General features: G+C 44.9%; 22 protein-coding genes, 1 tRNA gene and 1 other RNA gene. 14 read left to right on the top strand and 10 right to left on the bottom strand.

The window, feature by feature from the left end; translation table 11 throughout:
- Positions 1–50: 50 nt before the first annotated feature.
- Positions 51–542, bottom strand: coding sequence for a CidA/LrgA family protein (locus RT422_RS03990; RefSeq protein WP_313421378.1), 492 nt, complete (start codon positions 540–542; stop codon positions 51–53).
- Positions 543–719: 177 nt separating this feature from the next.
- Here RT422_RS03990 and RT422_RS03985 point away from each other — a divergent pair, with 177 nt between their 5' ends.
- Both RT422_RS03985 and cysK read left to right on the top strand, forming a co-directional pair.
- Positions 720–1619 (top strand): LysR family transcriptional regulator, encoded by a 900-nt coding sequence (locus tag RT422_RS03985; RefSeq protein WP_313421377.1) that lies wholly within the window; start codon positions 720–722, stop codon positions 1617–1619.
- A gap of 198 nt (positions 1620–1817) precedes the next feature.
- Positions 1818–2834: a cysteine synthase A gene (gene cysK, locus RT422_RS03980; protein WP_313421376.1), complete on the top strand. Its 1017-nt coding sequence runs from the start codon at positions 1818–1820 to the stop codon at positions 2832–2834.
- 194 nt (positions 2835–3028) lie between these two features.
- On the opposite strand, the gene RT422_RS03975 is transcribed toward cysK, so the two are convergent.
- Positions 3029–4399: an MATE family efflux transporter gene (locus RT422_RS03975; protein ID WP_313421374.1), complete on the bottom strand. Its 1371-nt coding sequence runs from the start codon at positions 4397–4399 to the stop codon at positions 3029–3031.
- Positions 4400–4893: 494 nt separating this feature from the next.
- On the opposite strand from RT422_RS03975, the gene hemW reads away from it, so the two are divergent.
- From hemW to RT422_RS03935, 8 genes are all read left to right on the top strand, one after another.
- Entirely contained in the window at positions 4894–6042 is a 1149-nt protein-coding gene (gene hemW / locus RT422_RS03970; protein ID WP_313421373.1) for a radical SAM family heme chaperone HemW, read from the top strand.
- A 78-nt stretch (positions 6043–6120) separates the two neighbouring features.
- Positions 6121–6906 carry a TatD family hydrolase gene (locus RT422_RS03965; protein ID WP_313421372.1) on the top strand — a complete coding sequence of 262 codons (786 nt, stop codon included), beginning with the start codon at positions 6121–6123 and terminating at the stop codon, positions 6904–6906.
- Between the two features lie 275 nt (positions 6907–7181).
- Complete coding sequence (locus RT422_RS03960; protein WP_313421371.1) at positions 7182–7883, top strand: TetR/AcrR family transcriptional regulator; 702 nt, start codon at positions 7182–7184, stop codon at positions 7881–7883.
- A gap of 97 nt (positions 7884–7980) precedes the next feature.
- Positions 7981–8643 carry a prepilin-type N-terminal cleavage/methylation domain-containing protein gene (locus RT422_RS03955; protein WP_313421369.1) on the top strand — a complete coding sequence of 221 codons (663 nt, stop codon included), beginning with the start codon at positions 7981–7983 and terminating at the stop codon, positions 8641–8643.
- A complete protein-coding gene (gene gspI / locus RT422_RS03950; RefSeq protein WP_313421368.1) occupies positions 8640–9062 on the top strand; it encodes a type II secretion system minor pseudopilin GspI in 423 nt (140 codons plus the stop codon). The genes RT422_RS03955 and gspI overlap by 4 nt, the downstream gene beginning before the upstream one ends.
- On the top strand, positions 9059–9871 hold the full coding sequence (gene gspJ / locus RT422_RS03945; RefSeq protein ID WP_313421366.1) for a type II secretion system minor pseudopilin GspJ: 813 nt from the start codon (positions 9059–9061) through the stop codon (positions 9869–9871). Before gspI ends, gspJ begins: the two co-directional genes overlap by 4 nt.
- Positions 9872–9897: 26 nt before the next feature.
- A complete protein-coding gene (gene gspK / locus RT422_RS03940; protein ID WP_313421365.1) occupies positions 9898–11121 on the top strand; it encodes a type II secretion system minor pseudopilin GspK in 1224 nt (407 codons plus the stop codon).
- Between the two features lie 230 nt (positions 11122–11351).
- Positions 11352–12650 (top strand): NCS2 family permease, encoded by a 1299-nt coding sequence (locus RT422_RS03935; RefSeq protein WP_060995436.1) that lies wholly within the window; start codon positions 11352–11354, stop codon positions 12648–12650.
- 62 nt (positions 12651–12712) lie between these two features.
- Here RT422_RS03935 and ssrS read toward each other — a convergent pair.
- Positions 12713–12910, bottom strand: a non-coding RNA gene (ssrS, locus tag RT422_RS03930) — 6S RNA.
- Between the two features lie 303 nt (positions 12911–13213).
- Here ssrS and gpmI point away from each other — a divergent pair.
- Positions 13214–14836, top strand: a complete 1623-nt coding sequence (gene gpmI / locus RT422_RS03925; RefSeq protein ID WP_313421364.1) for a 2,3-bisphosphoglycerate-independent phosphoglycerate mutase — start codon at positions 13214–13216, stop codon at positions 14834–14836.
- Positions 14837–14859: 23 nt separating this feature from the next.
- The gene (locus RT422_RS03920) at positions 14860–16362 is read left to right on the top strand and encodes a S41 family peptidase (protein ID WP_313421363.1); all 1503 of its coding nucleotides are present in this window, start codon (positions 14860–14862) and stop codon (positions 16360–16362) included.
- Between the two features lie 59 nt (positions 16363–16421).
- On the opposite strand, the gene cysE is transcribed toward RT422_RS03920, so the two are convergent.
- The 5 genes from cysE to dnaE all read right to left on the bottom strand — a co-directional run bounded on the left by cysE (position 16422) and on the right by dnaE (position 23596).
- On the bottom strand, positions 16422–17348 hold the full coding sequence (gene cysE / locus RT422_RS03915; RefSeq protein WP_409520108.1) for a serine O-acetyltransferase: 927 nt from the start codon (positions 17346–17348) through the stop codon (positions 16422–16424).
- 112 nt (positions 17349–17460) lie between these two features.
- Positions 17461–18609: an acyltransferase gene (locus RT422_RS03910; RefSeq protein WP_313421361.1), complete on the bottom strand. Its 1149-nt coding sequence runs from the start codon at positions 18607–18609 to the stop codon at positions 17461–17463.
- Positions 18610–18657: 48 nt separating this feature from the next.
- Positions 18658–19494 (bottom strand): RNA methyltransferase, encoded by an 837-nt coding sequence (locus RT422_RS03905; protein WP_313421360.1) that lies wholly within the window; start codon positions 19492–19494, stop codon positions 18658–18660.
- Positions 19495–19518: 24 nt separating this feature from the next.
- Complete coding sequence (locus RT422_RS03900) at positions 19519–19863, bottom strand: Hpt domain-containing protein (protein ID WP_203172009.1); 345 nt, start codon at positions 19861–19863, stop codon at positions 19519–19521.
- 172 nt (positions 19864–20035) lie between these two features.
- Positions 20036–23596: a DNA polymerase III subunit alpha gene (gene dnaE, locus RT422_RS03895; protein ID WP_313421358.1), complete on the bottom strand. Its 3561-nt coding sequence runs from the start codon at positions 23594–23596 to the stop codon at positions 20036–20038.
- Positions 23597–23743: 147 nt separating this feature from the next.
- Between dnaE and RT422_RS03890 the strand changes: the two genes are divergently transcribed.
- A tRNA-Arg gene (locus tag RT422_RS03890) sits at positions 23744–23819 on the top strand.
- A gap of 76 nt (positions 23820–23895) precedes the next feature.
- Here RT422_RS03890 and RT422_RS03885 read toward each other — a convergent pair.
- A complete protein-coding gene (locus RT422_RS03885; protein WP_007115259.1) occupies positions 23896–24297 on the bottom strand; it encodes a hypothetical protein in 402 nt (133 codons plus the stop codon).
- 313 nt (positions 24298–24610) lie between these two features.
- Here RT422_RS03885 and pdxA point away from each other — a divergent pair, with 313 nt between their 5' ends.
- On the top strand, positions 24611–25663 hold the full coding sequence (gene pdxA, locus RT422_RS03880; RefSeq protein ID WP_313421357.1) for a 4-hydroxythreonine-4-phosphate dehydrogenase PdxA: 1053 nt from the start codon (positions 24611–24613) through the stop codon (positions 25661–25663).
- Between the two features lie 87 nt (positions 25664–25750).
- Here pdxA and RT422_RS03875 read toward each other — a convergent pair whose 3' ends face one another.
- The gene (locus tag RT422_RS03875) at positions 25751–26563 is read right to left on the bottom strand and encodes a peptidoglycan DD-metalloendopeptidase family protein (protein ID WP_313421356.1); all 813 of its coding nucleotides are present in this window, start codon (positions 26561–26563) and stop codon (positions 25751–25753) included.
- Between the last annotated feature and the right edge of the window lie 56 nt (positions 26564–26619).

The raw sequence follows: 26619 nt of genomic DNA, 5'->3' as shown, positions 1-26619 counted from the left end.
TTACGATTGGTATGATTAATGATTAATGGTATTTGATTCATGATTTTTGATTAGTGATGTGCATGGTGTGTGCGTCGATACAACACGCGTTTGACACGATTGCCTAGCATAAAAGTGAGGGCAGAGCTCAGCATCACCAATGCCGTACTCACGACAATGGTAATCATCAACTGCCAACCTTTAGCAAAAAATAACTGCTGATATTGGGTAATCGACATCATCAGCGGAATAAATAACAGCACCAACTCGCCCAAGATAAACTTCGCGCCGACATTGACCCAGTTGAGTTTAATGACCCCAGTCAATAGCAATCCCAGCATCAAAAACAGCCCTACGATGCCAGATGACATAGGTAGGTTAAATAATTTTTTTAGGATGTCAGCTGAGCCCCATACCAAACCAATGAGGGTGATTTGCAGTAAAATTTTGACCAGTGGCTGTTGTAACATAGGGTCTATTTTTTGGGGTAACACTGTATGGCGTAGCAGTTTATTGGGCACCAGTTTATGGGGCAAAATATGCTGAAAAGTCGGAAGATTCATAGCGCGTTTCATGGTAAACAAGTTATCAACAATGAAGATATCTAGTATAAAAAACCCATTAACAAAAAATATGAATAATATTTTTAAAATTATGCGTAAAATCTATAAAGCTACAAAACTATAAAATTATAAAGCTACAAAACAAAGCTATAACGCTATTTTGGGCAGTGCAAAAACATGATGACCTTAAAACAACTTCAATGCTTTATCACTGTGGTGAAAACTGGCGGCTTTTCTCATGCTGCCGATACATTGAATTTGACGCAGCCAACCGTCACCAAAGCCATTTCCAATCTGGAAGATACGTTGGGGGTAGCGCTGTTTGATAAGCAACTGATGAGCCGCAAGCGGGATATTGCGCTGACCGAAATTGGCGCATTGGTATATGAGCAGGCGCAGACGGTGCTGCAACATGTCGGCCACCTTGAGCAGACGGTGACACAATATCAGCACATGGATCGCGGGCAGCTGCGGCTAGGGTTGTCACCGCTTGGGGGTGAGTTGTTGAGCGATGCGATTTTTGAGTTTTATCAAACCCATCGCCATATTGAGCTGTCGTTGCTAGAAGATGGCGCAGAGTCGTTAAAACAAGCCTTGCTCGATGATACGCTTGATGTGTGTACCTTGATGCAACCGATTGAAGCGGACTTTGATTGTATCCCAGTATGCGATTATCCCATTATGATGGTGGCACACCGGCAGCATATGGGCAATACCATCAAACAAGTGACTTTAAAATCTTTAAAAAATGCGTCGTTAATGTTGTTTGCGTCCCATTCGTCATTTACCTCAATGATTGTCGAAGAGTGCCAAAAACTTGGCTTTGAACCCAATATCGTTTGCCACACCAACCAATGGCAGCTACTGACAACCTTGTTGAAAAAAAACATGGGGGTGACGCTACTACCCAAATATTATACCGATAAACTCGATGACAAACAGCTGGTTTGCCTGCCGCTTGTCCAGCCCAATTTGACTTGGCAAATGGTGATGGCATGGCGAAAACACCGACCGCTGACCCCAGCGATGCAAGCTTGGTTAAACATAGTACAGCGCCAAGCTAATAATAAAGTTTAATAGGAAAGTTTAATCGACGGGCTATAAATATTTGATAAACCTTTTTAAGCACCATATTACGGCTTCGTGTTACAGCCTTGTATTATAGACCCGTGTGTTAATGCTTTTTGATATATGGAATTTACCAAATGGCGTTAGACACCGCAAAATCACTGCCGTAAAATCATTCAACAATACCTCAAAAAAAAGGGAATACTTATGCTACAACAACCTGATGATCACTACACCGCACCTGCCAACCTTGGCACAGCGGTATATGCCAACAATGCCGATGCTATTGGTAACACGCCGCTGGTGCGTCTTAATCATATCATGCCACAGGGGGTGACCGTGCTTGCCAAAATCGAAAGCCGTAACCCGGCGTTTTCGGTCAAATGCCGAATCGGTGCGGGCATGGTGCAAGCCGCCGAGCAAGCAGGGTTATTAAAGCCAGGTATGCAAATCATCGAGCCCACCAGCGGTAACACGGGGATTGCGCTGGCGTTTGTGGCAGCAGCCAAAGGGTATAAAATCACGCTGACCATGCCAGCCTCGATGAGTATGGAGCGCCGTAAAGTGCTGGCCGCCTTGGGCGCACACTTGGTGCTAACTGAGCCTTCGCTAGGTATGAAAGGCGCGGTGGAAGCTGCGCAAGAAATCCATGACAACCATCCTGGCGAATACTTTTTGCCGCAACAATTTGATAACCCTGCCAACCCAGACACCCATGTCAAAACCACCGCACCTGAGATTTTTAATGCCACCGCGGGTAAGGTCGATGCGCTAGTGGCAGGCGTGGGTACAGGCGGGACGATTTCGGGTATCGCCCGTTATTTTAAACAAGTCAAACATCAGCCGCTTTATACTGTCGCGGTTGAGCCTGCAGAATCACCGATTATTACCCAGACGCGTGAAGGCAAGCCCATCACTCCCGGTCCGCATAAAATCCAAGGGATTGGCGCCAACTTTATCCCAAAAAATCTTGCACTTGATTTGCTCGATGAAGTCATCACGGTAACTGGCGATGATGCGATTGCATGGGCAAGACGGGCGATGACCCAAGAAGGTATTTTATGTGGTATCTCTTGCGGTGCAGCGCTGCAGGCGACGTATCAACTAGCAAGCCGCCCTGAGATGCAAGGCAAAACCATTGTGGTTATTTTGCCAGATAGTGGTGAGCGTTATTTAACCAGTGTGCTATTTGATGGTATCTTCACTGGCGAAAACTTTAATTAATAAATTTTCATGAAAGATAAAAAAGGGTGTTATTTCGCCCTTTTTTACTTTATTTTTAATTTAAAATCGCTATAAAAATCATCGGTTTAATACCTTACACATAGTCATCAACCCGTGACCGATAACGAATAACCCACAATAAATAGCCTAAGCGAATTTGCTAATCATTGCCACTCATTTTTTTCAAGTCGTTTTTATTGCCAAGCCATTTTTAAGCGTTTTTGCTGACGTAATAAACGCGTCCCTAACAGCAGTGACGCCAATCCCAGCGCTGCAACCAGCGCGATCCAAAATCCTTTAGCCCCCATATCGGTATGGCGCACCAAATAGGTACCCAGCGGAATCGCCACCACCCAATAGCAAAACAAGGTGATAAACATCGGCACTGTGGTATCTTGCATACCGCGCAAAATTCCCGCAAAATTGACCTGCCAGGCATCAAACAGCTGATACACGGTGGCAAACCATAACAACAGCGCAGCTTGCTGAATCACTTGGGGATTTTCACTAAAGAAAGTTGGCAGGGTTTGCCGAAAAATGGCAGTTGACAGCATGCTAATCACCGCAAATGACGTGGCTACGGCAATGCCAATGAGCTTGATGCGTTTAAGCGCTCGGTAATCTTTGGCGCCATAGCGATTTGATACCATGATGGTGAGCGCCATCGCCACTGAAAACGGGAACATAAATAACTGCGATGAAATCGTCAACGCTACCTGATGGCTTGCCACCGCGATTTCACCCAGTGGACTGATGATAATGGAGGCTAGACTAAACGCGCTCACTTCAAAAAAAATCGACATACCAATGGGAATACCAATCGATAATTGCTGACGCAACTGAGCAAAATCCATGCCGGCAAAATTGGCAAAAAAGCGCTGGTTGGCAAAATCTGGCTGGGGGCTTAAAGTCAAATAGCTTACCAACATCAGTAGATTTATCCATAACGCAATCCCAGAGGCAAAACCACAGCCCGCACCGCCCATAGCAGGAATTAGCACAGTTTCACCGAGGGTGACGCCATGAATAAACGCATAGCTAAGCGGCACATTTAAAATCAAACCAATCAGGCTAATCACCATGACCACGGTGGGATGTTTTAAGCTTTCGGTGTAGCAGCGCAGCGAAGTGTATAGACAGACCGCAGGAAACCCAAAAGAGATACCAAACAAGAATTTTTGCGCGATATGCTGAATATCCTTCGGTACCTTCATCCAATCAAACAAATAATGCAGCTGATTGACCAGCACAAACCCTATCATACCGATGATAAGCGCCAGCCACAGCGATTGTTGGGTAATAAACGGCACTTTTTGTAGTTGCTGCTGACCAATCGCTTCTCCAATCAATGGTGTGGTGGCAAGCAAAATACCAACCGCCAGCAAAAAGGTGGGCATCCAAATACCCGCGCCGATTGCCACGCCTGATAAATCTAGCGCAGAGACTTGTCCAGCGAGTAAAGTATCAACCAAAGCAAGCCCTGATTGGCAAATCTGGGTGATTAAAATAGGTAAGGTCAAGACAAATAATTGTTTTAAGTCTTGACGAGCAATAGCTGACAGCATGTAATGACCAAATATGCGTAGAAAATTCAATAAAGGCGGCAGTTTAACAGATTTTGCGGCATGATTTTTTATTGTTTAATTTGTTGTTTAACAGGTCAGCAAATTAACAGGTCAAAAAAGTTAGCGTTTGAGTGTGATAGCATCAACATAAAAAAGCCTTTATCAAATGTCGCTACAATTTGATAAAGGCTTTTTTCAACAATAGCTTTTAAAGCGCTTTAATCATGGCTTGATAGCCTGTCAGTTTAGCATGCCTATTTTATAAGAGGCTTTTTTATCAGGCGCTTGGGTGTATGACATGATGACAATCCTCGAGAATAAATAAAATAGCAATAACAAATAGCGATAAATTATTAAATAAAATCAAAATAAAAGTTTGGGGCTATGCTACCATTGTTATTTTTTAAAGTATAGCCAAATAGTAACGATTATCATCAAAAAATTGCTGGCTATAGTGTGTCAAATTATCAATCAAATGAATTAGTTACTGATTAATGCCAAATCCAACCCTTATCCCTTTGTCGCTTTATATCCATATTCCTTGGTGTGTTAAAAAATGCCCGTATTGTGATTTTAATTCACATGAAAGCCGTACACCGATTGATTTTGTAGGCTATGTCGATGCCTTATTAGACGATTTAAAAACCCAGCTAAGCTTTGTACAAGGGCGCAAGATTTCCACCATTTTTATTGGGGGCGGCACGCCATCGCTACTGCCGATTGCGCAATATCAGCAGCTTTTTGCGGGTATCAATGCCCAGTTAACACTGACTGACGACTGTGAAATCACCATGGAAGCCAATCCTGCCACCGTGGAGCATGCGCCATTTCATGAGTATCTAGCGGTCGGTATCAATCGGTTGTCGCTCGGTGTGCAAAGTTTTCAAACCCAAAAACTTGCTGCCTTGGGGCGGATTCATAACCCGCAGCAAGCGCTTTTAGCTATTGCCAATGCCCAGCAAGCAGGGTTTAAAAAGTTAAATGTCGACTTAATGCATGGCTTGCCCAACCAAACACTGACAGACGCCCTGAGCGATTTGCAGCAAGCGATTGATTTGGGCGTTTCGCATATTTCGTGGTATCAGCTCACCATTGAGCCCAATACCGTGTTTTATCGCAATACGCCGATTTTGCCCGATGACGAGATATTAGTGGATATTTTTGAGCAAGGCGCTCAGCTTTTGAAAGCCAATGGGTTTGTGCAATACGAAGTGTCCGCATGGTCAAGGCAGGCAGATTTTCAGCCCAGTCAGCATAATCTCAACTATTGGCAGTTTGGCGATTATCTGGCAATTGGGGCAGGCGCGCATGGTAAAGTCACGCGGCCTGACGGCATTTACCGGTTTAGCAAATCTCGCTTACCAAAAGATTATAGGGTTAATCAGTCGGCGATAGGTTGGCAAGCCATCAAGCCTGCTGATTTACCGTTTGAATTTATGATGAATGGGCTGAGGCTAAAAAATGGCGTGCCCAAACAGTTTTGGACACAGAGAACAGGCTTGGCATGGTCAGTTATTGAACCGCAATTGATAAAACTACACAATCGGGGTTTGGTTGAGTTAAGCGGTGACCATATCCACTGCACAGCGCAAGGATTTTTATTTTTAAACCAAGTGCTGCAAGAATTTTTACCCAATGACTAACGCTTTGACGGCGCATTTGATTGAATTTATGCGCCGCAGCCTTATTTAAGCGTCAATCAATTAAAAAAAGAGAGTGATATGTTTACCGATACCCATGCGCATTTAAACCGTTTGGATTTAGAAAAATATCAAGGTGATATCCGTCAAGCCTTACAAGCCGCCAAGGATGCCAATGTGCAGCGGATTATGGCGATTATGTGTGAGCTGGATGAATACGATGCTATTTATGAGATTATCAATACAAAAATTGACGGGCTAATGTTGGGTATGAGTGTGGGCGTACATCCGTGCGAAGACCTTGCCATGCTAAAAAGTGCCACGGTTGAGACACTCGTTGAAATGGCAAATCAGCCGCATGTTTGGGCGATTGGCGAGACTGGGCTTGATTATTATTGGTCAACAGAAAACAGCATAGAACAAAAAGCCAGCTTTGCCCGCCATATTCATGCCAGTCAGCACTTAAAAAAACCTATTATCGTCCATACCCGTGAGGCGAAACACGATACATTGGATTTATTAAAAGCAGAAAAAGCCGAGCATGGCATTATTCATTGCTTTACAGAAGATTATGACACCGCCAAAAGAGCCTTGGACTTGGGTTTTTATATTTCTTTATCAGGGATTGTGACTTTTAAAAACGCCACTGAATTACAAGCAGTGGCGAAAAAACTGCCTAAAGATCGCATTTTGATTGAAACCGACAGCCCATATCTGGCGCCAGTGCCCAAACGTGGTAAATCTAACGAGCCTGCTTTTGTGCCCTATGTGGCGGATTTTCTCGCCAAGCATTATGATATGCCAGTGGATGAATTCGCGCACTTAACTCATCAAAATTTTGACGCATTATTACATCAGTATGCTTAAAAATAGTTAACGAAATCTTTATACTTTATTAAGTAGGTAATAAAATTTATGTGATAAAACATTTGGCAATGACTCATCAGTCATGTATCATACGTAGCAACCTTGCTCCAATGTTACTAAGCGAGGTTGCTAAGCTAGGTACTATGCGAGGTTAGTAAGCTAGATTACTATGCAAGCATTTTTTATCATTTAATTTAACAGTTGTGCGTAGATGGGTTGATGTAACGGGTCTCGTCAACAATAGGGGCTACTAGAACAGACTGATGGAGTAATCAATGAGTCGTCAACAACAATTCAAAAATCGTGAAGAAGTTATATTGGCAGTTGCCGAGCAGTTGCTATTAGAGTCTGGGGAAGGCGATATCACCCTAGATAGTTTAGCCGAGCAGCTAGACTTAGCCAAAGGTACGCTATACAAGCACTTTACCAGCAAAGATGAATTGTTTTTACGCATCATTATCCGTCATGAGCAACAACTACTTGCGCTAAGCGAAGTCGGCGATTGTCCTGCCGCAGGTGTTGCGCGTCTTACCCTGTTTCAACTGATCAATCCGCAAAAAGCCATATTACTCAACCAAATTGAAGAACGCTTAGCCAATTCTGCCGTAGGGCTTAATAAGCTTTTTTCACAGTTGTATGAAATTCGCCGTGAACGCATGAAGCGATTGATCAATACCACGGCTGAATACCTGCAATCACTACACAGTACCATGAGTACCCGAGACTATCTGTCAACCATTTGGGCGATGGGTCAAGGGGGTGCAGGACTGCTAAATTCTAGTTTTTACCAACGCTATCTCGGTCGCCGCGATACCTTACGCTTTGCCTTGGTTCAGCATATTTTAGACATTCCCAAGCAATACCCTGCTGCGGTACAATCAGTCGATGCGCCTACTGGGGCGAGTCAATCAAACGCTGCTACTGATACGGCAAATTCACAGACTGAATCAAACCTGACGCCGCGCAATGTCAAATAATAAGTGTCAAATAGTAGATGTCAAAGAATACTAGTTAACTATCATCACCCCCGGTTAAGCTTTATAAACTATCCCTGTTTTGTCTGAGTGCATGACGATGCGATTGCTGGTTGGTCGGTCTTGTAAAACTTTCACTCCCGCACCCAGTGCGATGGGTGGGCAACAAGGTTTTACTTTAATCGAAATCATGGTAGTCATCGTCATTTTATCTATTTTTGCTGGGATGATGAGTTTATCGGTGGGCGGTAGTGAAAATCGTAGAAACACGGCGTTTTATGAGCGTCTGAGCAGTAATCTTGATTATGTACGCTTGTTATCAACGGAACGCATGCAGCCCTATGGGTTGGCAATCAAACTGCCGCAAAATGACGCGCCCAATCAGCTGGTGGTGGTTAAATTAGAAAACGCCTTTTCCTATTCTCAAAGTGCTGTTCGCAATGCCAATGCCGCAACAACCTCGCAACCTGCGCCCCCACAATGGGTGATAGAAAAACAAATCGCACCGCTAGATGTGCCAGACAACCTTGACGTCAAAATCCGCCCACTGGATAATCCATTTAATACTAACGCTGCCCAAAGTACCCAACCTGCCGCCAGCTGGTTGAGCGGCAGCGAAGCACCGCCTGTGGTGTGGTTTGGGACAGGTGAGGCGACACCGGTGCAAATCAGCATCCAAAAAACCAATGCCGACAAACAAACTTTTGTGGTTGGCAATCCCATCATCGTCAACCAAGCTGGGGCAATCGAGGTGGCAAAATGACTGTGGCTACCTCAAATAGACTGGCTATCAGGCAGCATCAGCAAGGATTTACGTTACTTGAAGTCATGGTGGCATTAGCGATTTTGGCGGTGGTTGCGATATCAGCCAGCCAAGCCAGTCGCAGTTATGTGCAGTCCGTGGATAACATGAAAATACGAACCTTTGGCTATTATGTGGCACAAAACACGCTGGCAGAATTACGAGTACAAAAAACTTGGCTCACCGCATCCGATACTCGGCAAATCACCTCGCAAGGCCGTCAGTGGCAAGTGGTTATCTCACCGCAAACCATACAAACCAGTCAAGGCTTTGTCCAACCCATTCATATTCGCGTCGCGCCTATTGTTGATGGCAGCGCAAAAAAAGACGTGGTGGATATTGATGCGGTGCTAGTAAAGGATATGGGGACAACGCCGTGAGCCCTTTTTATATTTCTTCCTCTCCTGCAATAGCACCGCCTAAAACATCCCAGCAAGGCTTTACCTTAATCGAACTGATGATTGCGTTGGTGATTTTTGCGATGCTGGCATTGGCGGGATGGCAGATTATGGATAGTCTGACCAAAAGTCGCGAGCGTGGCTACCAACATCAAAAATCATTATCACAGCTTGATTATGCTTATTTACAGCTGTCGCAAGATTTGGCGCAAACCAGTAACTATGTGGCAGTGCCAATCCTATCCGCGACTGCCAATGATACGACATCGGCGAATACCGCCGCTATGACACCCACCTTTGTATTAAATGCGTCACAAATGAGTTTTATCCGTTTTGCTGCCCCCGATCCGCGTTATCAGCCGTCACCTATGCTAGCAAAAATACAGTATTCGGTGGCGGGGGAAACACTGACAAAACGGCGTTTTTACCAGTTAGACGACAACAACGAAACCCCTGCAACCAGTGTATTATTGACAGGTATCAAGGATGCCAGTTGGCGAGCATTGACGCCTGATGCGGTGAGTGTGTTTCCAGATGAAGCCACGCTGCAAAAAGTTCAGCAAATACAAGCGCAAAAAAACACCAATCAAACGGCCAATGCTTCAACCAACCCGATTCCTAACACGCCTGATAACACAACAGATCAAAATGGCAATTTGCAAAACAGTATAGACTTGACGCCTTATCAGCAGTTACCACGCGGCATCGAGCTTAATTTTAGTTACCAAGGCGAGCCGATTACTTGGCGATTTGCATTACCCAGTACTCCGCCAAACGCGCCCAACCCATAATTCAATCAAATTTTAGCAAATACACCATGCCAACAAACCGCTCTCCGTCTAAAATTTTTGCAAATGTTGCCATAGCAAACCCGCCATATCGGCATGGGCAACAAGGAATGGCGCTACTGACTATTTTGTTGTTGGTGGTGGCGATTACCATCGTGGCAGGCAGTATGCTTGCCAATCAAAAAGTGATGATTCGAGAATTTGAGCTGACCAAAGGTCAAGGGCAGCTTAAAGAATATGCTTTGGCAGGGGAAGCTATGGCGACCAATTTGATCGCGCAAGACAGCCAAGTCAACCAAGTCGATAGTTTAGCAGACGCTTGGGCAAAACCGCTGGCAGAGCAAACCATGAATCAAGTCAAAGTCAACATTAAAATCGACGATGATGCCAGCCGTTTTAATATTAACAACCTGTATCACGATGGCAAAGTGGATGATACCGCACTGGCATTTTTTCAAGCGCTGTTACAAGCCAATGGCTTATCGCCCAATATTGCGATGGCGGTGCTCGATTGGCAAGACCCAGACAGTGACACCCGTGCCGATGGTGGCGCAGAAGCAGCCTACTACCAAAGTACGGGCAAAAAAATGGCGATGGGTATTGCCAACCAGCCGTTTATCTCAGTCAATGAATTGCAACATGTGCGCGGTATGGATAGCGAAGCATTGCAAAAATTAGCGCCTTACTTGACCGCAGTGCCATACTATCTGCCCATGAATATCAACACAGTGAAGCCCGAACTATTAAGCATACTGGTGAATTCACCTACCGAAGCCAATGGCAACCATCCGCAAGGCTCAAACCGTTCGGACAGTGATGGCAACTCACAATCTGGGCAAGACACTAGCGCAGCTTCGAATGTGGCAGCTACCCACCAAATCGACGATACGGCAATCACCAATTGGGCGAATGCCCGAGGAAACAACCTACCGGTGCAAAACTTGACTCAACTGTGGGCAGTGCCAAGTTTTGCCCAGATTGACGAGCGTAACAAATCACGCATCGCCAAGCTGTTATCCAACCAAAGTCAAAGTTTTCACGTCGTTGTCAGTGTCAAAAGTGACGATAAGCAGCTTTTTTTGCAGAGCCAAATTGCTAAGATTTTACCCAAAGCTGACAATGACCCAGCAGCTGCTTCTGGTGTGCCAGCGACACCCATGCCAGCACCAGTCAATATGCAAAATGGCAAGCAAAATAATACGCCGCCGCAACTTATCACTTACAACCGCCAATTTTTACCCTTTGCCCAATAACGCAGCAGCGCAATAAATTGGCTTCAAAATTCCCAGTTATTTTGTATTTATTTTAATCAGTTATTTGTTGCTGGCATATTCTAGGGTAAAATAAGGGGTTTTTCTTGGACGTTGTTGAATGACGATGGGGCAGAAAACGGGCACAAAAGCGTTGTCTACACAACGGATACAGATGCAACCTAGATGTAACCTAGACGCATAAATTGGATGAATAAATTGGGTGAATACAGATGAATGTAATCGAGCGCTATTTTGGCATAGATGGCCGCAATACAACGATAAAAACTGAAATTCTGGCAGGTCTGACAACCTTTTTGACCATGGCTTATATTATCTTTGTCAATCCCGACATGCTGGCAAAAGCCGGGATGGATAAAGGGGCAGTATTTGTGGCGACGTGTCTAGCCTCAGCGCTGGGCTGTTTTTTGATGGGATTGATTGCGCGTTTGCCCGTGGCATTGGCACCTGGCATGGGTTTGAATGCGTTTTTTACCTTTACCGTCGTCTTGGGGATGGGTAAAAGCTGGCAAGTGGCGTTGGGGGCGGTATTTATTTCAGGCTTGCTCTTTGTGCTGATTAGTGCCTTTAAACTGCGTGAATGGATTATCAACGCCATTCCTTATACCCTTAAACAAGGTATCGTGGCAGGGATTGGGGCGTTTTTAGCGTTTATCGCGCTTAAAAGCTCGGGCATCATCGTGGCGAGTCCCGCCACATTTGTGACCATGGGCAAACTCACCGATTTTGGTCCTGCGATGGCGATTTTAAGTTTTTTTCTGATTGTCGTATTTGTGCAGCGTAAAGTCCCTGCGGCAGTGATGTTGTCAATTTTAATTGTGACGGTGATTAGCTTGTTGGCAGGGGAAACCCATTACTCAGGGATTGTGTCAATGCCGCCATCGATTGCACCGACGTTTATGCAGTTAGATATTGCAGGCGCACTTGATGTGAGTATGGTTAGCGTGATTTTTGCCTTTTTATTTGTGGTGTTATTTGATACATCAGGCACATTAATTGGCGTGACCAAAAAAGCCGGGTTAATGTCTACCGACGGTCAAATCCCGAATCTAGGTAAAGCCTTGTTTGCTGATTCAACGGCGGCTGTAGCAGGGTCATTGCTAGGGACTTCATCGGTAACGAGTTATGTAGAGAGCACAGCAGGGGTGGCAGCAGGTGGACGCACCGGTTTGACCGCAATTGTGGTGGGTGTGTTATTTTTATTGGCGTTATTTTTTGCGCCATTGGCTGGGATGATTCCTGCGTATGCGACAGCAGGGGCGATTTTTTATGTCGCGGTATTGATGTTATTTACGCTGCGTGAGATTGATTGGGATGACTTGACCGAAGCGTCACCTGTCGCGGTAGTGCTGCTGTTGACGCCGCTTACCTTCTCAATCGCGGATGGGATTGCGTTAGGTTTTATCACCTATACCATTGCCAAATTGGTGAGTGGACGTTATAAAGAAGTTAGCCCTGCGGTTTGGGTGTTAACGGTGATTTTATTGGCAAAATTGATTTTTTTAAGTTAATCAATGGCTGAGCAAAAAAAACCATCTAGCCGAATTGGGTTAGATGGTTTTTTTTATTAAATTTTGGTCCAGAGTACCGCTGTCTATGTGAACCCATGAACTGTAACGTTCAGGGTGGGTATGGCAACCACTCTTAAGGCTTCCTGAATCATCGCAGCGTAGCTGGATGCAGGCTTGCACAACAAGTGAAAAGAACGCATACCCTTATATAAATTATCAGCTCAGGTAAAACCATAAACTGGCGAATACCCCAGATGCACTTATTGTAGCAGATTACCTAAGATGATGCAAAAGCTCGCTCGTTAATTCAATGATTGATTAAATTAATCACACTTGACGGTCAAAATACCATTCAAATCGTCAAAACACATCACAAGGTTTTTTGTTGTCATCATATTGCTTAGCAGTTAACAGTTAACAGGCTTAGCAGTTAACAGGCTTTGCAGTTAACAGAATGACGCAAAATCAGGGTTAAAGAGATGGAGCGAGCTATGCTATAATTTTCAAAATTTTTTTAATACTAGTTTCGTATTTTCCTTATTTTAGCTTTTCTAGAGGCAACAATGAATCAAGCATCTAACTCGGTTACCCATCAATCGACGGTTAAAAAAATCCCCCATGTGTTGATGATTTTAGATGGTTTTGGATATCGCGAAGATCAGCGTGATAATGCGATTGCCGCGGCGCACACCCCAAACCTTGATTATTTGTATCAGCATTATCCCCATGGCTTGATTTCAGGATCAGGTGAAGACGTGGGTTTACCCGCAGGGCAATTTGGTAACTCTGAAGTCGGGCATATGAATTTGGGTGCAGGTCGTATTTTGTATCAAGACTCTACCCGTATTCACAAAGAAATCCGCGAACAGCAATTTTTTAGCAACCCTGCATTAACCGAAGCGGTGCAGCTTGCCAATCACCGACACGCCAATGTGCATATCATGGGATTGTTATCCGATGGGGGTGTTCATTCGCATCAAGATCATATTGTCGCGATGGTGGAGCTGGCATTGCAGCAGGGTGCAAAGCTGGTCTTTATCCATACATTTTTGGACGGGCGTGATACGCCGCCTAAAAGTGCGGACAATTATGTCGCACAATTAGAACAAGCGCTTGCCACGCTTAATCAGCGATATGAGGGCACGGCTTATTTGGTGAGTCTTATTGGTCGCTACTTTGCGATGGATCGGGATAAACGTTGGGATCGGGTACAGCAAGCGTATGATTTGCTGACCCAAGCCAAAGCTGAACGGGTGGTGCAATCAGGTGCTGAAGCGATTAGCGCAGCGTATGGCGCAGGTGAAAGTGACGAGTTCGTCAAACCGACTTGGGTGCGTTATGTTAACCAAAACGCTGACTTTGGTACTATCCAAAACAATGACAGTGTGATTTTTATGAATTTTCGTGCCGACCGCGCTCGTGAAATCAGCCAAGCACTGGTGTCCGCTGATTTTGATGGCTTTACGCGTGAAAAATTGCCAACGCTGTCAAAATTTGTGATGCTGACCAAATACTCCGATGAATTACAAAACAATGGCGTGACCAGTATCGCTTTTGAACCGACATCGCTGACCAACACCTTAGGTGAATATTTGCAGTCGCAAGGCAAAACCCAACTGCGCATTGCTGAAACCGAAAAATACGCCCACGTGACTTTCTTCTTTAGTGGTGGGCGTGAAGCAGAGTTTGAGGGAGAGCAGCGTATTTTGGTCAACTCGCCTTCGGTTGCTACTTATGATTTACAACCCGAAATGAGTGCGCCAGAAGTCACTGAAAAATTAACCCATGCCATTAATTCAGGTGCGTATGATGTACTGATTGTGAATTATGCCAATGGCGATATGGTAGGGCACACAGGTGTGTTCGATGCCGCTGTCAAAGCCGTCGAAACGTTGGATAACTGTGTAAAAACCATCGCCGATTGTGTGATTGCCAATCATGGGCATTTACTGATTACCGCTGACCATGGCAACGTGGAGCAAATGCAGGATTATGATAGCGGACAGGTGCACACCCAGCACACCACAGAGCTAGTACCATTTATTTATGTCAATGAGCAAGCGCCTAATACCGTGCACATTCGCACGGGTGGTAAGCTATCGGATGTCGCGCCAACATTATTGGACTTAATGCACCTTGCTAAACCTGCCGAAATGACAGGTGAAAGCTTAATCGTAGCAAACTAACAGTTAATGGGTGCAACTATCCTATGGTAATGCAGCGTCTCAAACCACTATCTAACCCTACTTTCAATAGACATATTGTAGCGCTGGCATTATGGGGGATAGGTTCATTGGGTTATGCTGCTAACCGACCGACTGTCAGTGCGCCTGTCAAACCACCTGTTAATTCTGCTGCCTCAGTTGCGGCAAAAACCAATAAAACGGCATTAACACCTGCAATCACTCAGGCGATTGCGGGTGCCAGTTCTAACACTGCCGTGCCCATCAGTGAAGTGAATGCACCTAATGGTGTACCAGATGCCGCTGATGACGACAATTTGACGGATGACGGCGCTGACGATGGCGGGGAAGTGGATATTACGTCAACCACGCCTATGGTGACTAATCCCGCCACTCAGCCCATCGCGCCAGCTTCTGAGCAAATCCAGCAAGTGGCGTTGGGGGCAGTATCACCCGTCACAGTCGAAAAATTTGTCAAAATGATTGATATCATCCGTCAAAACTATGTGACAAATGTCGATGATGAATCCCTGTTTGCCAATGCAATGGCAGGCACTTTAGCGGCGCTCGATCCTTATTCTGAATATCTGGATGCGAACGCGTTTGAAAACTTAAGGTTATTTACCGAAGGCGATATTGGTAGTATTGGTGTGAGTGTGAGTTTTCATGCCGATGTAGATAGCTGGGTGTTTGATGATGTGCTGCCCAACTCGCCTGCCGCAAAAGCCGGTATTCAGCGCGGCAATTATTTGCATCAAATCAATGATAATAAGCTAGACAACACACGAACCTCGCAAGATGTCGATCAGCTACTGACAGGTATCGCAGGGACAACGGCTCGCTTGTTAGTATCGGATAAAGGTCGTCGTAAACATCTGGTGGTGGTGCAAAGAACCTTGGTACAACAACAAGCCATGAGTGCCAACATCATTAATGGTGTTGCGGTGGTGCAAATCCCTGTATTTCAAAACAATACCCAGCAGCAATTTTTAATGGCGCTCACCAAATTAAATCAGCCCTTTAGCGTGCTGGTACTCGATTTGCGCAATAACCCAGGTGGCGTGTTGTCAGCTGCCAATGATATCGCAAGCTTATTTATGAACGATAAAGTGGTGGTGCAGATTAAAAATCGCCAAGGCATACAAGAGGTGATGCGCACACATGGCAAAGCCCAATTTGCCGATTTGCCGCTGGTCGTGTTGCAAAATCGTTATTCCGCTTCGGCGGCTGAAGTATTAGCCAGTGCGCTACAAAACAACCAACGTGCCAAGGTATATGGCGAAACCAGCTATGGTAAAGGCTCTATCCAAAGCATTGTACCCATCAATGACAACGAAGCGGTAAAACTAACGGTCGCTCATTATTACTCAAGTAAAGGCGAGAAAATTGATGGCGTAGGCGTCAAACCCGATGTGACTTTGACGGGTGCAGAAACGAGTTGGCAAGATAAGGTATTAGCGGATTTGCAAACTACCAAACGAAGCAACCAATTTTTACTTAAACCCACACCAACGCCTCAGTCTTTTTAAGCTAATCCCCTAAGCCGCCACCCAATATATCTCATATTTATCATCGGGTGGAATTTATTTTACAATTCATCTTCCATAAAAAATTGCGGATCGACGGCATCCAAATCACGCACATCAAGTTTGGTATATTGTTTTTTGCAGAAATTTGGATCCAATTTGCACATCGCACTTTGCAATTCATCAAGGCGTGCTTCAGACTGGCGAATGTGCTCAAGCATTTTGATAAAAGTCATTGCCACAGGGTCTTGGGTGTTGGGGTCAATCCCATATTGATGAAAAACGCCCGCTTGCTCTAGCTTAATTTTATTGCAATCATCCTCATTGCTAGCAGAGGTATTGATAGAGGTTTGTTCAACCGCTTTCATCCGCTCAGCATCGGTTGTTTTTTCGATGACGGTTTTTTCGATATAATCGTCAGCTGGGGTTACCCCATTATTTGCCAAGCTATCAAGCCCCATTTGCTCCGCTTTGGCTTTATCATGAATCAAACGCGCGGCACCGCCTACCATGGTCGCACCGGCAGGCACTTCTTTGACCACCACAGCATTGGAGCCGATTTTGGCATATTTACCCACGGTAAAGCCGCCTAATACTTTGGCACCTGCACCGACAACCACGCCATCTTCCAGGGTGGGATGGCGTTTGCCTTCATTTAATGATACCCCACCGAGCGTGACGCCGTGATACAAGGTGACGTCATCACCGATTTCAGCAGTTTCACCAATGACCACACCCATGCCATGGTCAATAAAGAATCGACGCCCAATTTTTGCTGCAGGGTGAATCTCAATCCCGGTCAAAAATCGATTGCCAAAGGATACAAACCGTGCCAAGCCTTTGTTATTGTGTTGCCACATACTGTGAGCGACGCGGTGAATCAACAGCGCATGCACGCCAGGATAAGTCAACAGCACTTCAAGCGTGTTACGTGCCGCAGGGTCACGGTCAAACACCGCTTGGATGTCCTCTTGTAATTCTGCTTTGATGGTCTGGGTTTTTTTGGATAAATTTTGGATGACGGACAACATACTGACTACCGATTTTAAAAATTTTAAGTGATTATGATATCACGAACTCATTAAGCTACGCTATGATTGGCTATGATTGCAATACTGTTGTCGCATCACGGCGATAGTTAGGTCGATGCATCAAAGGTTTTTCAATATAGTTGTAGCCTATAACAGCAAACATAACAACGAATACCAACACCAGCGGGTACGTCCACACATACGCGGTCATCGATTGGCTAAAGTCATGCAAGTGTAATAAGTTAAACCAAACATACATGACCAAACCATGGGTCAGATACAAGCTATAACTTAATTCACCCAGAACCTTTAGACCTTGTTGGTATAACACCCCAAAATACGTAAAACCGTTGGCGATAAAACAAAAAAGTAGACTACAAAGTAGCATTTGCCCATAAGAATACGCTGATGTTGCAAATAAAATAAACAGGGTGAGTAGGCATAAAGCGATGGAAATAAGCGTAGGAAATTTTGCCAATACATCTTTAAAAAAATCTTGCAACCAAACCGCAAAAAAAGCCAACAAAAATAACCCATACAGCTTGATAATAGTATGTGTGAAAACGTAATACAACACAGGCAAACTTATCATCAGCATCGCGATGTTTTGCCAATGGCTTAGTTGTTTGGGATGCACCAATAAAAACAGTAACGGTAAGCTAAAATAAAAACCCCACTCATAAAGTAGCGTCCAAGCCGCGCCTGCGACCAGCGGCCAAGCGTAAAAATCTTTAAGCGACTGATTGTTAAAGCTTAACCAGCGTAGCGTCCATTGTTGCCACTCAGACCGGGCTAACGGCGGGTGTTGCTGGGTGAAATAGATAGTGACGATACAAATGCCCAAAAACAAATACAGCGGCACAATGCGCTGCAGCCGAGAGCGATAAAGGTATTGCCAATCCATCCGCGGCTGTCTGAGCTTACCAAAAAATAAATATCCGGTGATTAAAAAAAACAGCGATACCGGCACACTGCCCAAGTTGGTAAAAAAATCAATATTGGGTGACTGCCAGCGCCCCGTCGTTTGAAAGAAATAATTTTTAAAAAAGTGATGAGTAAACACCGATAACGCTAAAATGCCACGGATACCATCTAATGGGGAATGGCGATGGCTGGCATCAAACCCCACAATCATCCGTTGGGGCAGTTGATTGAGTAGCCAAGTAACAAGCGTTAAGCTCAGCACAAATATAACAGCAAGCAAAACAGTGGCAGACATAAACTTTGAGCGCTTAACAGGTTTATAATTTATCGTTTGAGTAATGCTTTATCGTTTCAGTAATTTTGCGATGGTGGCTTGCAGTAACTGATATTCTTTGATATCAAGCTGTAATCTACTAAGGAGTCGATTAATACGCTGAGGCATCACTTTAGATTGGGCTGGGTTGTAGATATCTAAATTCTCTAGCAATGCCAACAGCCTATTTTCTAGCTGTAAACGCTGCTCATTTGAGATAGGCGGCTCATCCCACTGCTGGCGAAAAGTCAAATCAATCGATTTTTCAGCCGCTGTTTTTGCTGTCAATGCCAATTCGGCAGTTTCGTAAAAAATGCTGGCAATCACTTGAACCGCAGCCGCCACATTTAACACCCCATACTGCGGATTGGCAGGAATTTGAATATGGTAGTCAGCCAATTGCAGTTCTTCATTTGTTAAACCCCGATCTTCACGACCAAACACAATGGCAAGTTGCCAATTGCGATGCGCAGCATCTGTCATTAAATCGCCAAGGTTTTGAAAATTAGTGACCATCAATTCAGCCGCTTGTCGGGGCGATAGCACGGGTCTTGGAATATGGCGTTGGCGACTACTGGTAGCTATTACCCAGTGGCAATCTTGCAAGGCTTCCTCAAGGGTGTCACAAATGGTCACAGCATCTAAAATTGCTTTGGCACCTGCCGCATGGGCATAGGCATCTTCGTCAATCGGTAGTTTGGGCGCCACCACCGTGAGCTGCGTTAGTCCCATGGTGTGCATGGCGCGGGCGGCAGAGCCAATATTGGCAGGCAAGGTGGTATTCACCATCACAATGCGAATACCGGCTAAAAATGCCGCAAGGGTTGAGAAGGGTTGCTGGAAAGCGTTAGTGTCAGTCGTTACCATGGGTTGTCAAATCTTAGCCAGTCGTTACGCAATAAGCGATTGTATTTGGTCATTCACTGCTTGGCATTCCGCTTTGATTTCTTCAATCAATTGTTCATGTTGGTGGATATGACCTGTGCGGCAGATTTCTTGCAGTTTATAACAAAGTTCGGTCAACTCGGTAGCGCCAAGATTAGAGCTAGCGCCTTTTAAGCCGTGCGCTGCATTATACCCCAAACGGTTGTCTAAGGTGGCATAAGCTGTCTCCATTTCCGATAAACGTTGTAAACTATCTTCCATATAAGTATGAATCAAATCGACAAAATCTTCGTCAAGTAACGCTCTTAATTCTTCGAACTGGGGTAGGCTGATATGGGATGGCTGAGTCATATGAGTTTCCTGTTGATGGGACATTGAATAAAACATCATTGATTAAATTTGATTGGCTTATTTTAGCCCATATCTCATTGAATTTTATCAAAACTTTGATGAAAGTCAGTTTAAAGGATACAAACGTTTATCACATGATGGATTTATCGGCTAAATTCACCAAAATCAGACGCTAACTAAAATGTAAATGCAAATCTTCTTCATTGACCAAGCTTTTGAGTTTGCCAAAATTCTCTTCTGTCGGCACAATTTGCCAATGCGTTGGCATATTAAGATGGGCAATCGCATAGTCGTTATACACACATAGGTTAATCGGTACCCCTAATTGACCCGATGCATTGGCGGTCTGACTGTCCGCAAATTGGGCATTATCGGCAGGGTGATTAAATTGATGCGATAAATAGTGAATCGTTGAGTTATTGGCGGTCGCTAACAATTGCTGTATCTGTTCAAACAAAGCCATATCATGACCTGCAATTTTGATGCTGATTTTTTTGAGCCAGCGTTTGCGCGCATCGGTTAAGGTCATTACCTCTTGTAGGCTGGCATAAAACGTGCCATCGCGTTCACGAATAGAGCCGTCGATAATTACCACGGTTTCCACCTTAAGCTTATCTTTGACGCGGGCAAAGCGCTCGGCATAACAACTCACTTCGATACGACCTGTGCCGTCATCCAGCGTAATCACTGAGCGATTACCAAAGTTTGCAACATCGAGTATCAAGCCTGCAAAAAATACGGTTTCGCCATAGCTGGTTTCGCTCAAATCACCCAATGTCTTTGGCGTATAGCGTTTTAACTCATCGCGATAACTATCAATCGGGTGGCCGGTGAGATAAAGTCCTAGCGTGTCTTTTTCGCCTTTTAAGCGTTCAGCATCTGTCCAGACTGGCTCACGGGGCAATGGGGGCGGCGCAGTGACTTCTTGTATATCGCTAAATAAATCAATCATCCCTAGGCTGTCATTGCTACGCTGTTGCTCGGCTGCTTGTACCGCTTTTGGCAATTCGGCAAGTAACGCGCCACGAATGTGATAAGCTTCATCCGCAGGCAAATCAGGTCGTAATTTTGGCGCAAAACTATCAAAACAGCCTGCTTTAACCAATGCTTCAAGGGTGCGTTTATTGACTTTTCGTGTGTCAACACGGCGGCAAAAATCATACAAATCGGTAAACTCACCGCCCGCGTTTCGCGCTTCCACGATAGACTCTACGGCACCTTCACCGACACCTTTGATACCGCCTAACCCATACACAATGGTCGTCGGGTTAATCGGCACAAACGCCCAATTGGAGTGGTTAACACTGGGATTTTCTACTTTTAAACCAAAATTTTCGCGGCAATCATTGATAAAAAACACCACGCCATCGGTATTATTCATATCCGAGGTGATGACTGCCGCCATAAATTCGGCAGGGTAGTAGTGTTTTAAATAGGCAGTTTGATAGGCTAACACGCCGTATGCCGCTGAGTGTGATTTGTTAAACCCGTAGCCGGCAAATTTTTCCATCAAATCAAACACGCCGCCTGCAAGTTTATCATCGATGCCCTGACCAATAGCCCCTTCAACAAAAATACTGCGCTGTTTTGCCATTTCTTCGGGTTTTTTCTTACCCATCGCACGGCGTAGCATATCGGCACCGCCTAGACTATAGCCTGCCATCGCTTGCGAGATTTGCATTACCTGTTCTTGATAGACAATCACCCCATACGTATTTTCCAGTATCGGCTCAAGTCGGTCATGGTCATAGATGACCTCTTCGCGGCCGTGTTTACGGTCAATGTACATATCGACCATTCCGGCATCTAGTGGACCCGGGCGGTACAGCGCGCACATGGCGATGACATCTTCAATATTGGTCGGTCTAAGCTTGGCCAAATATTTTTTCATGCCGGTACTTTCAAGCTGAAATACAGCGGTGGTATGGGCATCTTGTAGCAGGGAGTAGGTGGGCTTATCGTCTAAGGGTAACGTCTCAAGATCAAGCGGTGGCTGTTGCTCTTTAGCGCGGCGTGCGTTGATGTTTTTGACTGCCGCATTAATTACCGTTAAATTGCGCAGACCCAAAAAGTCAAATTTGACCAAGCCCACTGCTTCCACATCGTCTTTATCAAACTGACTGACGGGATGACCCTCTTCATCACAATAGATGGCGCTATAATCGGTGATTTTGGTCGGCGCGATAAGTACGCCCCCTGCATGTTTACCAACGCCCCGGGTAATCCCTTCGAGCCGTACCGCCATTTCCCAAATCTCATTGGCATCTTCATAATCCATGTTGTCAGGATTGTTAAGCAAATCTTTAAGTTGCGGTTCGGCTTCAACCGCTTCAGCCAGCGAAATACCGGGGGTTTTAGGGATGAGTTTGGAGATTTTATCAGCAAGCCCGTACGATTTACCTTGAACGCGCGCGACATCACGCACCACCGCTTTTGCCGCCATCGTACCAAAAGTGATGATTTGGGATACCGCTTCTCGTCCGTATTTTTGCGCCACATAATCAATGACGCGGTCGCGCCCTTCGATACAAAAATCGACGTCAAAGTCTGGCATGGATACCCGCTCAGGGTTTAAAAACCGTTCAAACAGTAGGTCGTATTCTAGCGGGTCTAAGTCGGTGATATTGAGCGAATACGCCACTAATGATCCCGCGCCTGAGCCACGACCAGGACCTACAGGCACATCATTGGCTTTTGACCAGCGGATAAAATCCATCACGATTAAGAAATAACCGGGGAAACCCATATTCAAAATCGTCGTGAGTTCAAACTCCAAACGCGCGTCATACGGCTTGCGTTTTTCTGCCCAGCTGTCGTCGCGTTTTTCGATGGGGTAGAGTTTTTCAAGGCGTTTTTCTAGACCTTCTTGAGCAGTGCGCCGGAAAAAGGTTTCAATGGTATCGCCTTCGGGAATGGGGAATTCAGGTAAATCGTGATGACCCATAGGAATAATGACATTACAGCGTTTTGCCAAATCCAAGGTGTTATCAATCACCGCTGGCATGTCACTAAACAGGGCAGTCATCTCATCTTGGGTTTTTAAATATTGCTCAGAGGAATAATCACGTGGGCGATTGGGGTCGGCAAGCACTTGCGAATTGGCGATACACACCCGTGCTTCGTGCGCTTCAAAATCATCTTCTGTCAAAAAACGCACGTCATTATGGGCAATGATAGGCACATCAAAGGCATTGGACATGCGAATGGCTTGCTCGATAAAACGGTCTTCGTTGGCGCGTTGGGTGCGTTTAATGGCAAAATAGACACGATCGGCAAATGTAGTTTGCCATTGTAGTAGTAGGCTATCGGCTTTTTCTGGGTGACCTGATAACATGGCTTGACCGACGTCTGATTTTTCGGTGAACAGCACAATCACGCCTTCACTGCGCTCAAAAATCCAGTCACGCTGAATAATCGGTTTGCCCATTACTTGACCATCGACAAAGCCTTTTGACACGATATTGGTCAAATTCTTGTAGCCGACTTGGTTGCTGGCAAGTAGCGTTACTGTCGTACTATCATTTTCAAGCCAGACTTCAGAACCAATAATCGGCTTGATACCGGCATCCAAGCAAGCTTTATAAAATTTGACCGTGGCATACAGGTTGGACAAATCACTAATGGCAAGCGCCAGTTGGTTGTCGGCTTTGGCAGCTTTGACCAACGCTTTGATGCGTACAATCGAGTCAGTGATAGAAAATTCGGTGTGAATACCAAAGTGTACAAATGCCATGGATTGCCTTTATTGCGGTTTATCTTTAGCCCACTATTATACTATGAATTGCCAAACTGCGAACCTACAAAATCAGCAACAAAATGCCTAAAAATATCAGCGGATGCTAAGCATTTACGATTTAATATGATAAAATAGTAGCCCTTTACGCCTATAGCTTAACTGGATAGAGCAGTTGCCTCCTAAGCGACCGACGTGGGTTCGAGTCCCGCTGGGCGTACCAGTTTTTTTGACATCAAAAGCCCTAAAAATAAAAAACCCAATAAAAAATTATTGGGTGTGGCTTAAAAAAGTAACAATTAGCTTAAACGTTTGGCATTAGCGGCCACGCGGCTATAGATAGGGTGCATCCCTTTTTCCAATACATGCAGCGCTTCTTGGTTGACAGCATAAAAGAAATTTTCCAAGGAAATCGGTTGACCCAAGCTTAATTTCATACAGTTTGAAAACATTAATTGCCCAATATTTTGCTGGGCAACCAGCGCTTGCCAAGCCATTTGCGTCCAAGATTCAAAAAATGCGATGGGTTTTTCAGTCACCATACGTTCCATTTCTTTCATTTCTTTGGCATTGTTGAGGGGGTTTTGTCTTGCCATCATATAGATGCGGCGCTGCATGACTTGTGGTACGCGAACTGAAAAATCTTCAGATTGCTGACACATTTTTTCAACTTTTTGGTTAATATGTTCGTAGGTAGCCATAAGGACTCCATTGATAACAACAGTAAAATACAGGATTGACAGTAAAGTGTAGTACTATTATACACTGATTTAAATTAAGTTAATAATAGCAAACTCATTGGGTATACAATACTTACTTAACATTACGCAAATAATCAGATTTCATTTAATCAAACCATTGGTAATCGCTAAAAATCATCCGTGTAATCAGGGTTTTAGTTGACCTCATGAACATGAAACTATTTTATCAAGTTAACTATAAGCCGCATCATTGGTAATAAATTCATAAAATATTAACTGATAGCTTTATCAGTGTTTATCAAAAGGTATAAAAATGACCATTCAAAGTCTTCCCTTAGTGATTACTTCGGGCGAACCTGCGGGTATTGGCATGGATATCATATTGATGCTTGCCGATAGACAGCAATTAAACCTGCCCAATCGCGCTGTCATTGTGTTGGCAGATATCAAAGCGCTGCAACAAAGGTATAGTGAGCTCAAACAAAAAGGCGCGGTAAAAGACGGGTTGGTGATTCAACAGTTAGCGACGCAAGAGTTACATGAGTTAAAAGATTTACCGCAAATTGCGCAACCATCAGCGCATGACACTATTTTGGTAGTGGATGTGCCGACAGCAGAACCTGTGGTAGCAGGGCAGCTAAATTCCGATAATGCGCCGATGGTCATCGCACAGCTGCAACTGGCGCATAAGCTCGCCATCAGCAAACAAGTCGCTGCAATTGTCACCGCGCCACTGCAAAAATCGGTGATTATGACTGCGTTACCAGATTTTATGGGGCATACCGAATTTTTCATGCAGCAGTCGGGGATGGATAAAGTGGTGATGATGCTCGCCAATAACCTGATGAAAGTGGCGTTAGTCACCACCCATTTGCCCCTGCGAGCGGTCGCCGATGCGATTTCCCACGAAGAAGTGGCAAAAACCGTTGATATTGTCATTCAAGATTGTCAGCAAAAATTTGGTCTCACTCACCCAAAAATATTGGTCTGTGGACTCAACCCTCATGCCGGGGAGAGTGGCTATCTCGGCAGAGAGGAAATTGACATCATCAATCCTGTGTTACAGCACTATCGCGATCAAGGTGTCGATATTAGTTTGGCGATGCCAGCTGATACCTTGTTTACCCAAAAACATATCGCCACTGCCGATGCTATCATCGCCATGTATCACGATCAGGGACTGGCGCCGCTCAAATCACATGGGTTTGGCGAAACCGTGAATATCACTTTAGGGTTGCCTTATATTCGCACCTCAGTCGATCATGGCACGGCACTGGATTTGGCAGGGACAGGCAAAGCGAGTGCCGATAGTCTGTATCATGCGATTGGCTATGCCAATAACATGGCGACTGCGATTGTTCTCTAGTCATCCTTAACGATAATTACGCTCACAAAAAAGGCCAATCGTCATAGATTGGCTTTTTTATTGCGATGATTTTAAATAGCTGCTTGATTATTTTAAATAACTGGCAGGGTTCACTGGCGTACCACGATAACGGATTTGGAACTCTACAGCAGGTTGATTCAAATTATTGTCCGTTCCAACGGTACCGATGGTTTGACCTGCTTGCACCGTTTGGCGCTCTTGTACAGCAAAATTTCCCAAATGCGCATAGGCACTAATGTAGTCGCTATTGTGCTGAATCAGTATCAATTTGCCATATTCTGGCAAATCACTACCGACATACAACACTGTACCTGGCTGACTGGCGACAACATTTGCGCCCGCTTGTCCGCCAAACCACATACCCAGCGTACCTGTTTGTTGGTTAAACGGTCGCAATAAATTGCCAGTGGTAGGACGTAACCAACCTTGTGATAAGCTGCTTGTTGGCACGATGACTTGGTTTGGCATCGGTAACGGAGTTGATGAATTATTGGCTTGTCCAGGTGGGTAATAAGTCGGGTTAGACGGGCGAGATGATTGGTTGACCGTCACAGGGCGAATGGTTGTTGGGCGATAAGAAGTAGGATTGCTTGCTGAGGTTAAAATCAAGCGTTGCCCTGGATAAATGGTATAGTTGCTATCGAGCCCGTTGAGCGCGCCAACACGACGATAATCCAGTCCATAAATAGAGGTGATTTTGCTTAAAGTATCGCCGCTTTTGACAATATAATAGTTGGGCACACCCCGTACATACACAGGGCGTTTGTCTACGGTGGTGATCTTCTGTGAAGCACAAGCGGTCATCAACACCGCCGTACAGGCTATCGCACTGAGTTTTACCAGTTTGGGCGGGCAAATTGTTTTATAAGTGGCAAACATAACAGTCATTCCTAGCAAGTGATACAAAAAAAATTACAACAAGTCAGGGTATAGTA

The sequence above is a fragment of the Moraxella sp. CTOTU49803 genome (assembly GCF_032097965.1).
Classification (GTDB): domain Bacteria; phylum Pseudomonadota; class Gammaproteobacteria; order Pseudomonadales; family Moraxellaceae; genus Faucicola; species Faucicola tetraodonis.
Note: the sequence above shows the minus strand (reverse complement) of the source record. Positions and strands in the feature narration are given on the sequence as shown.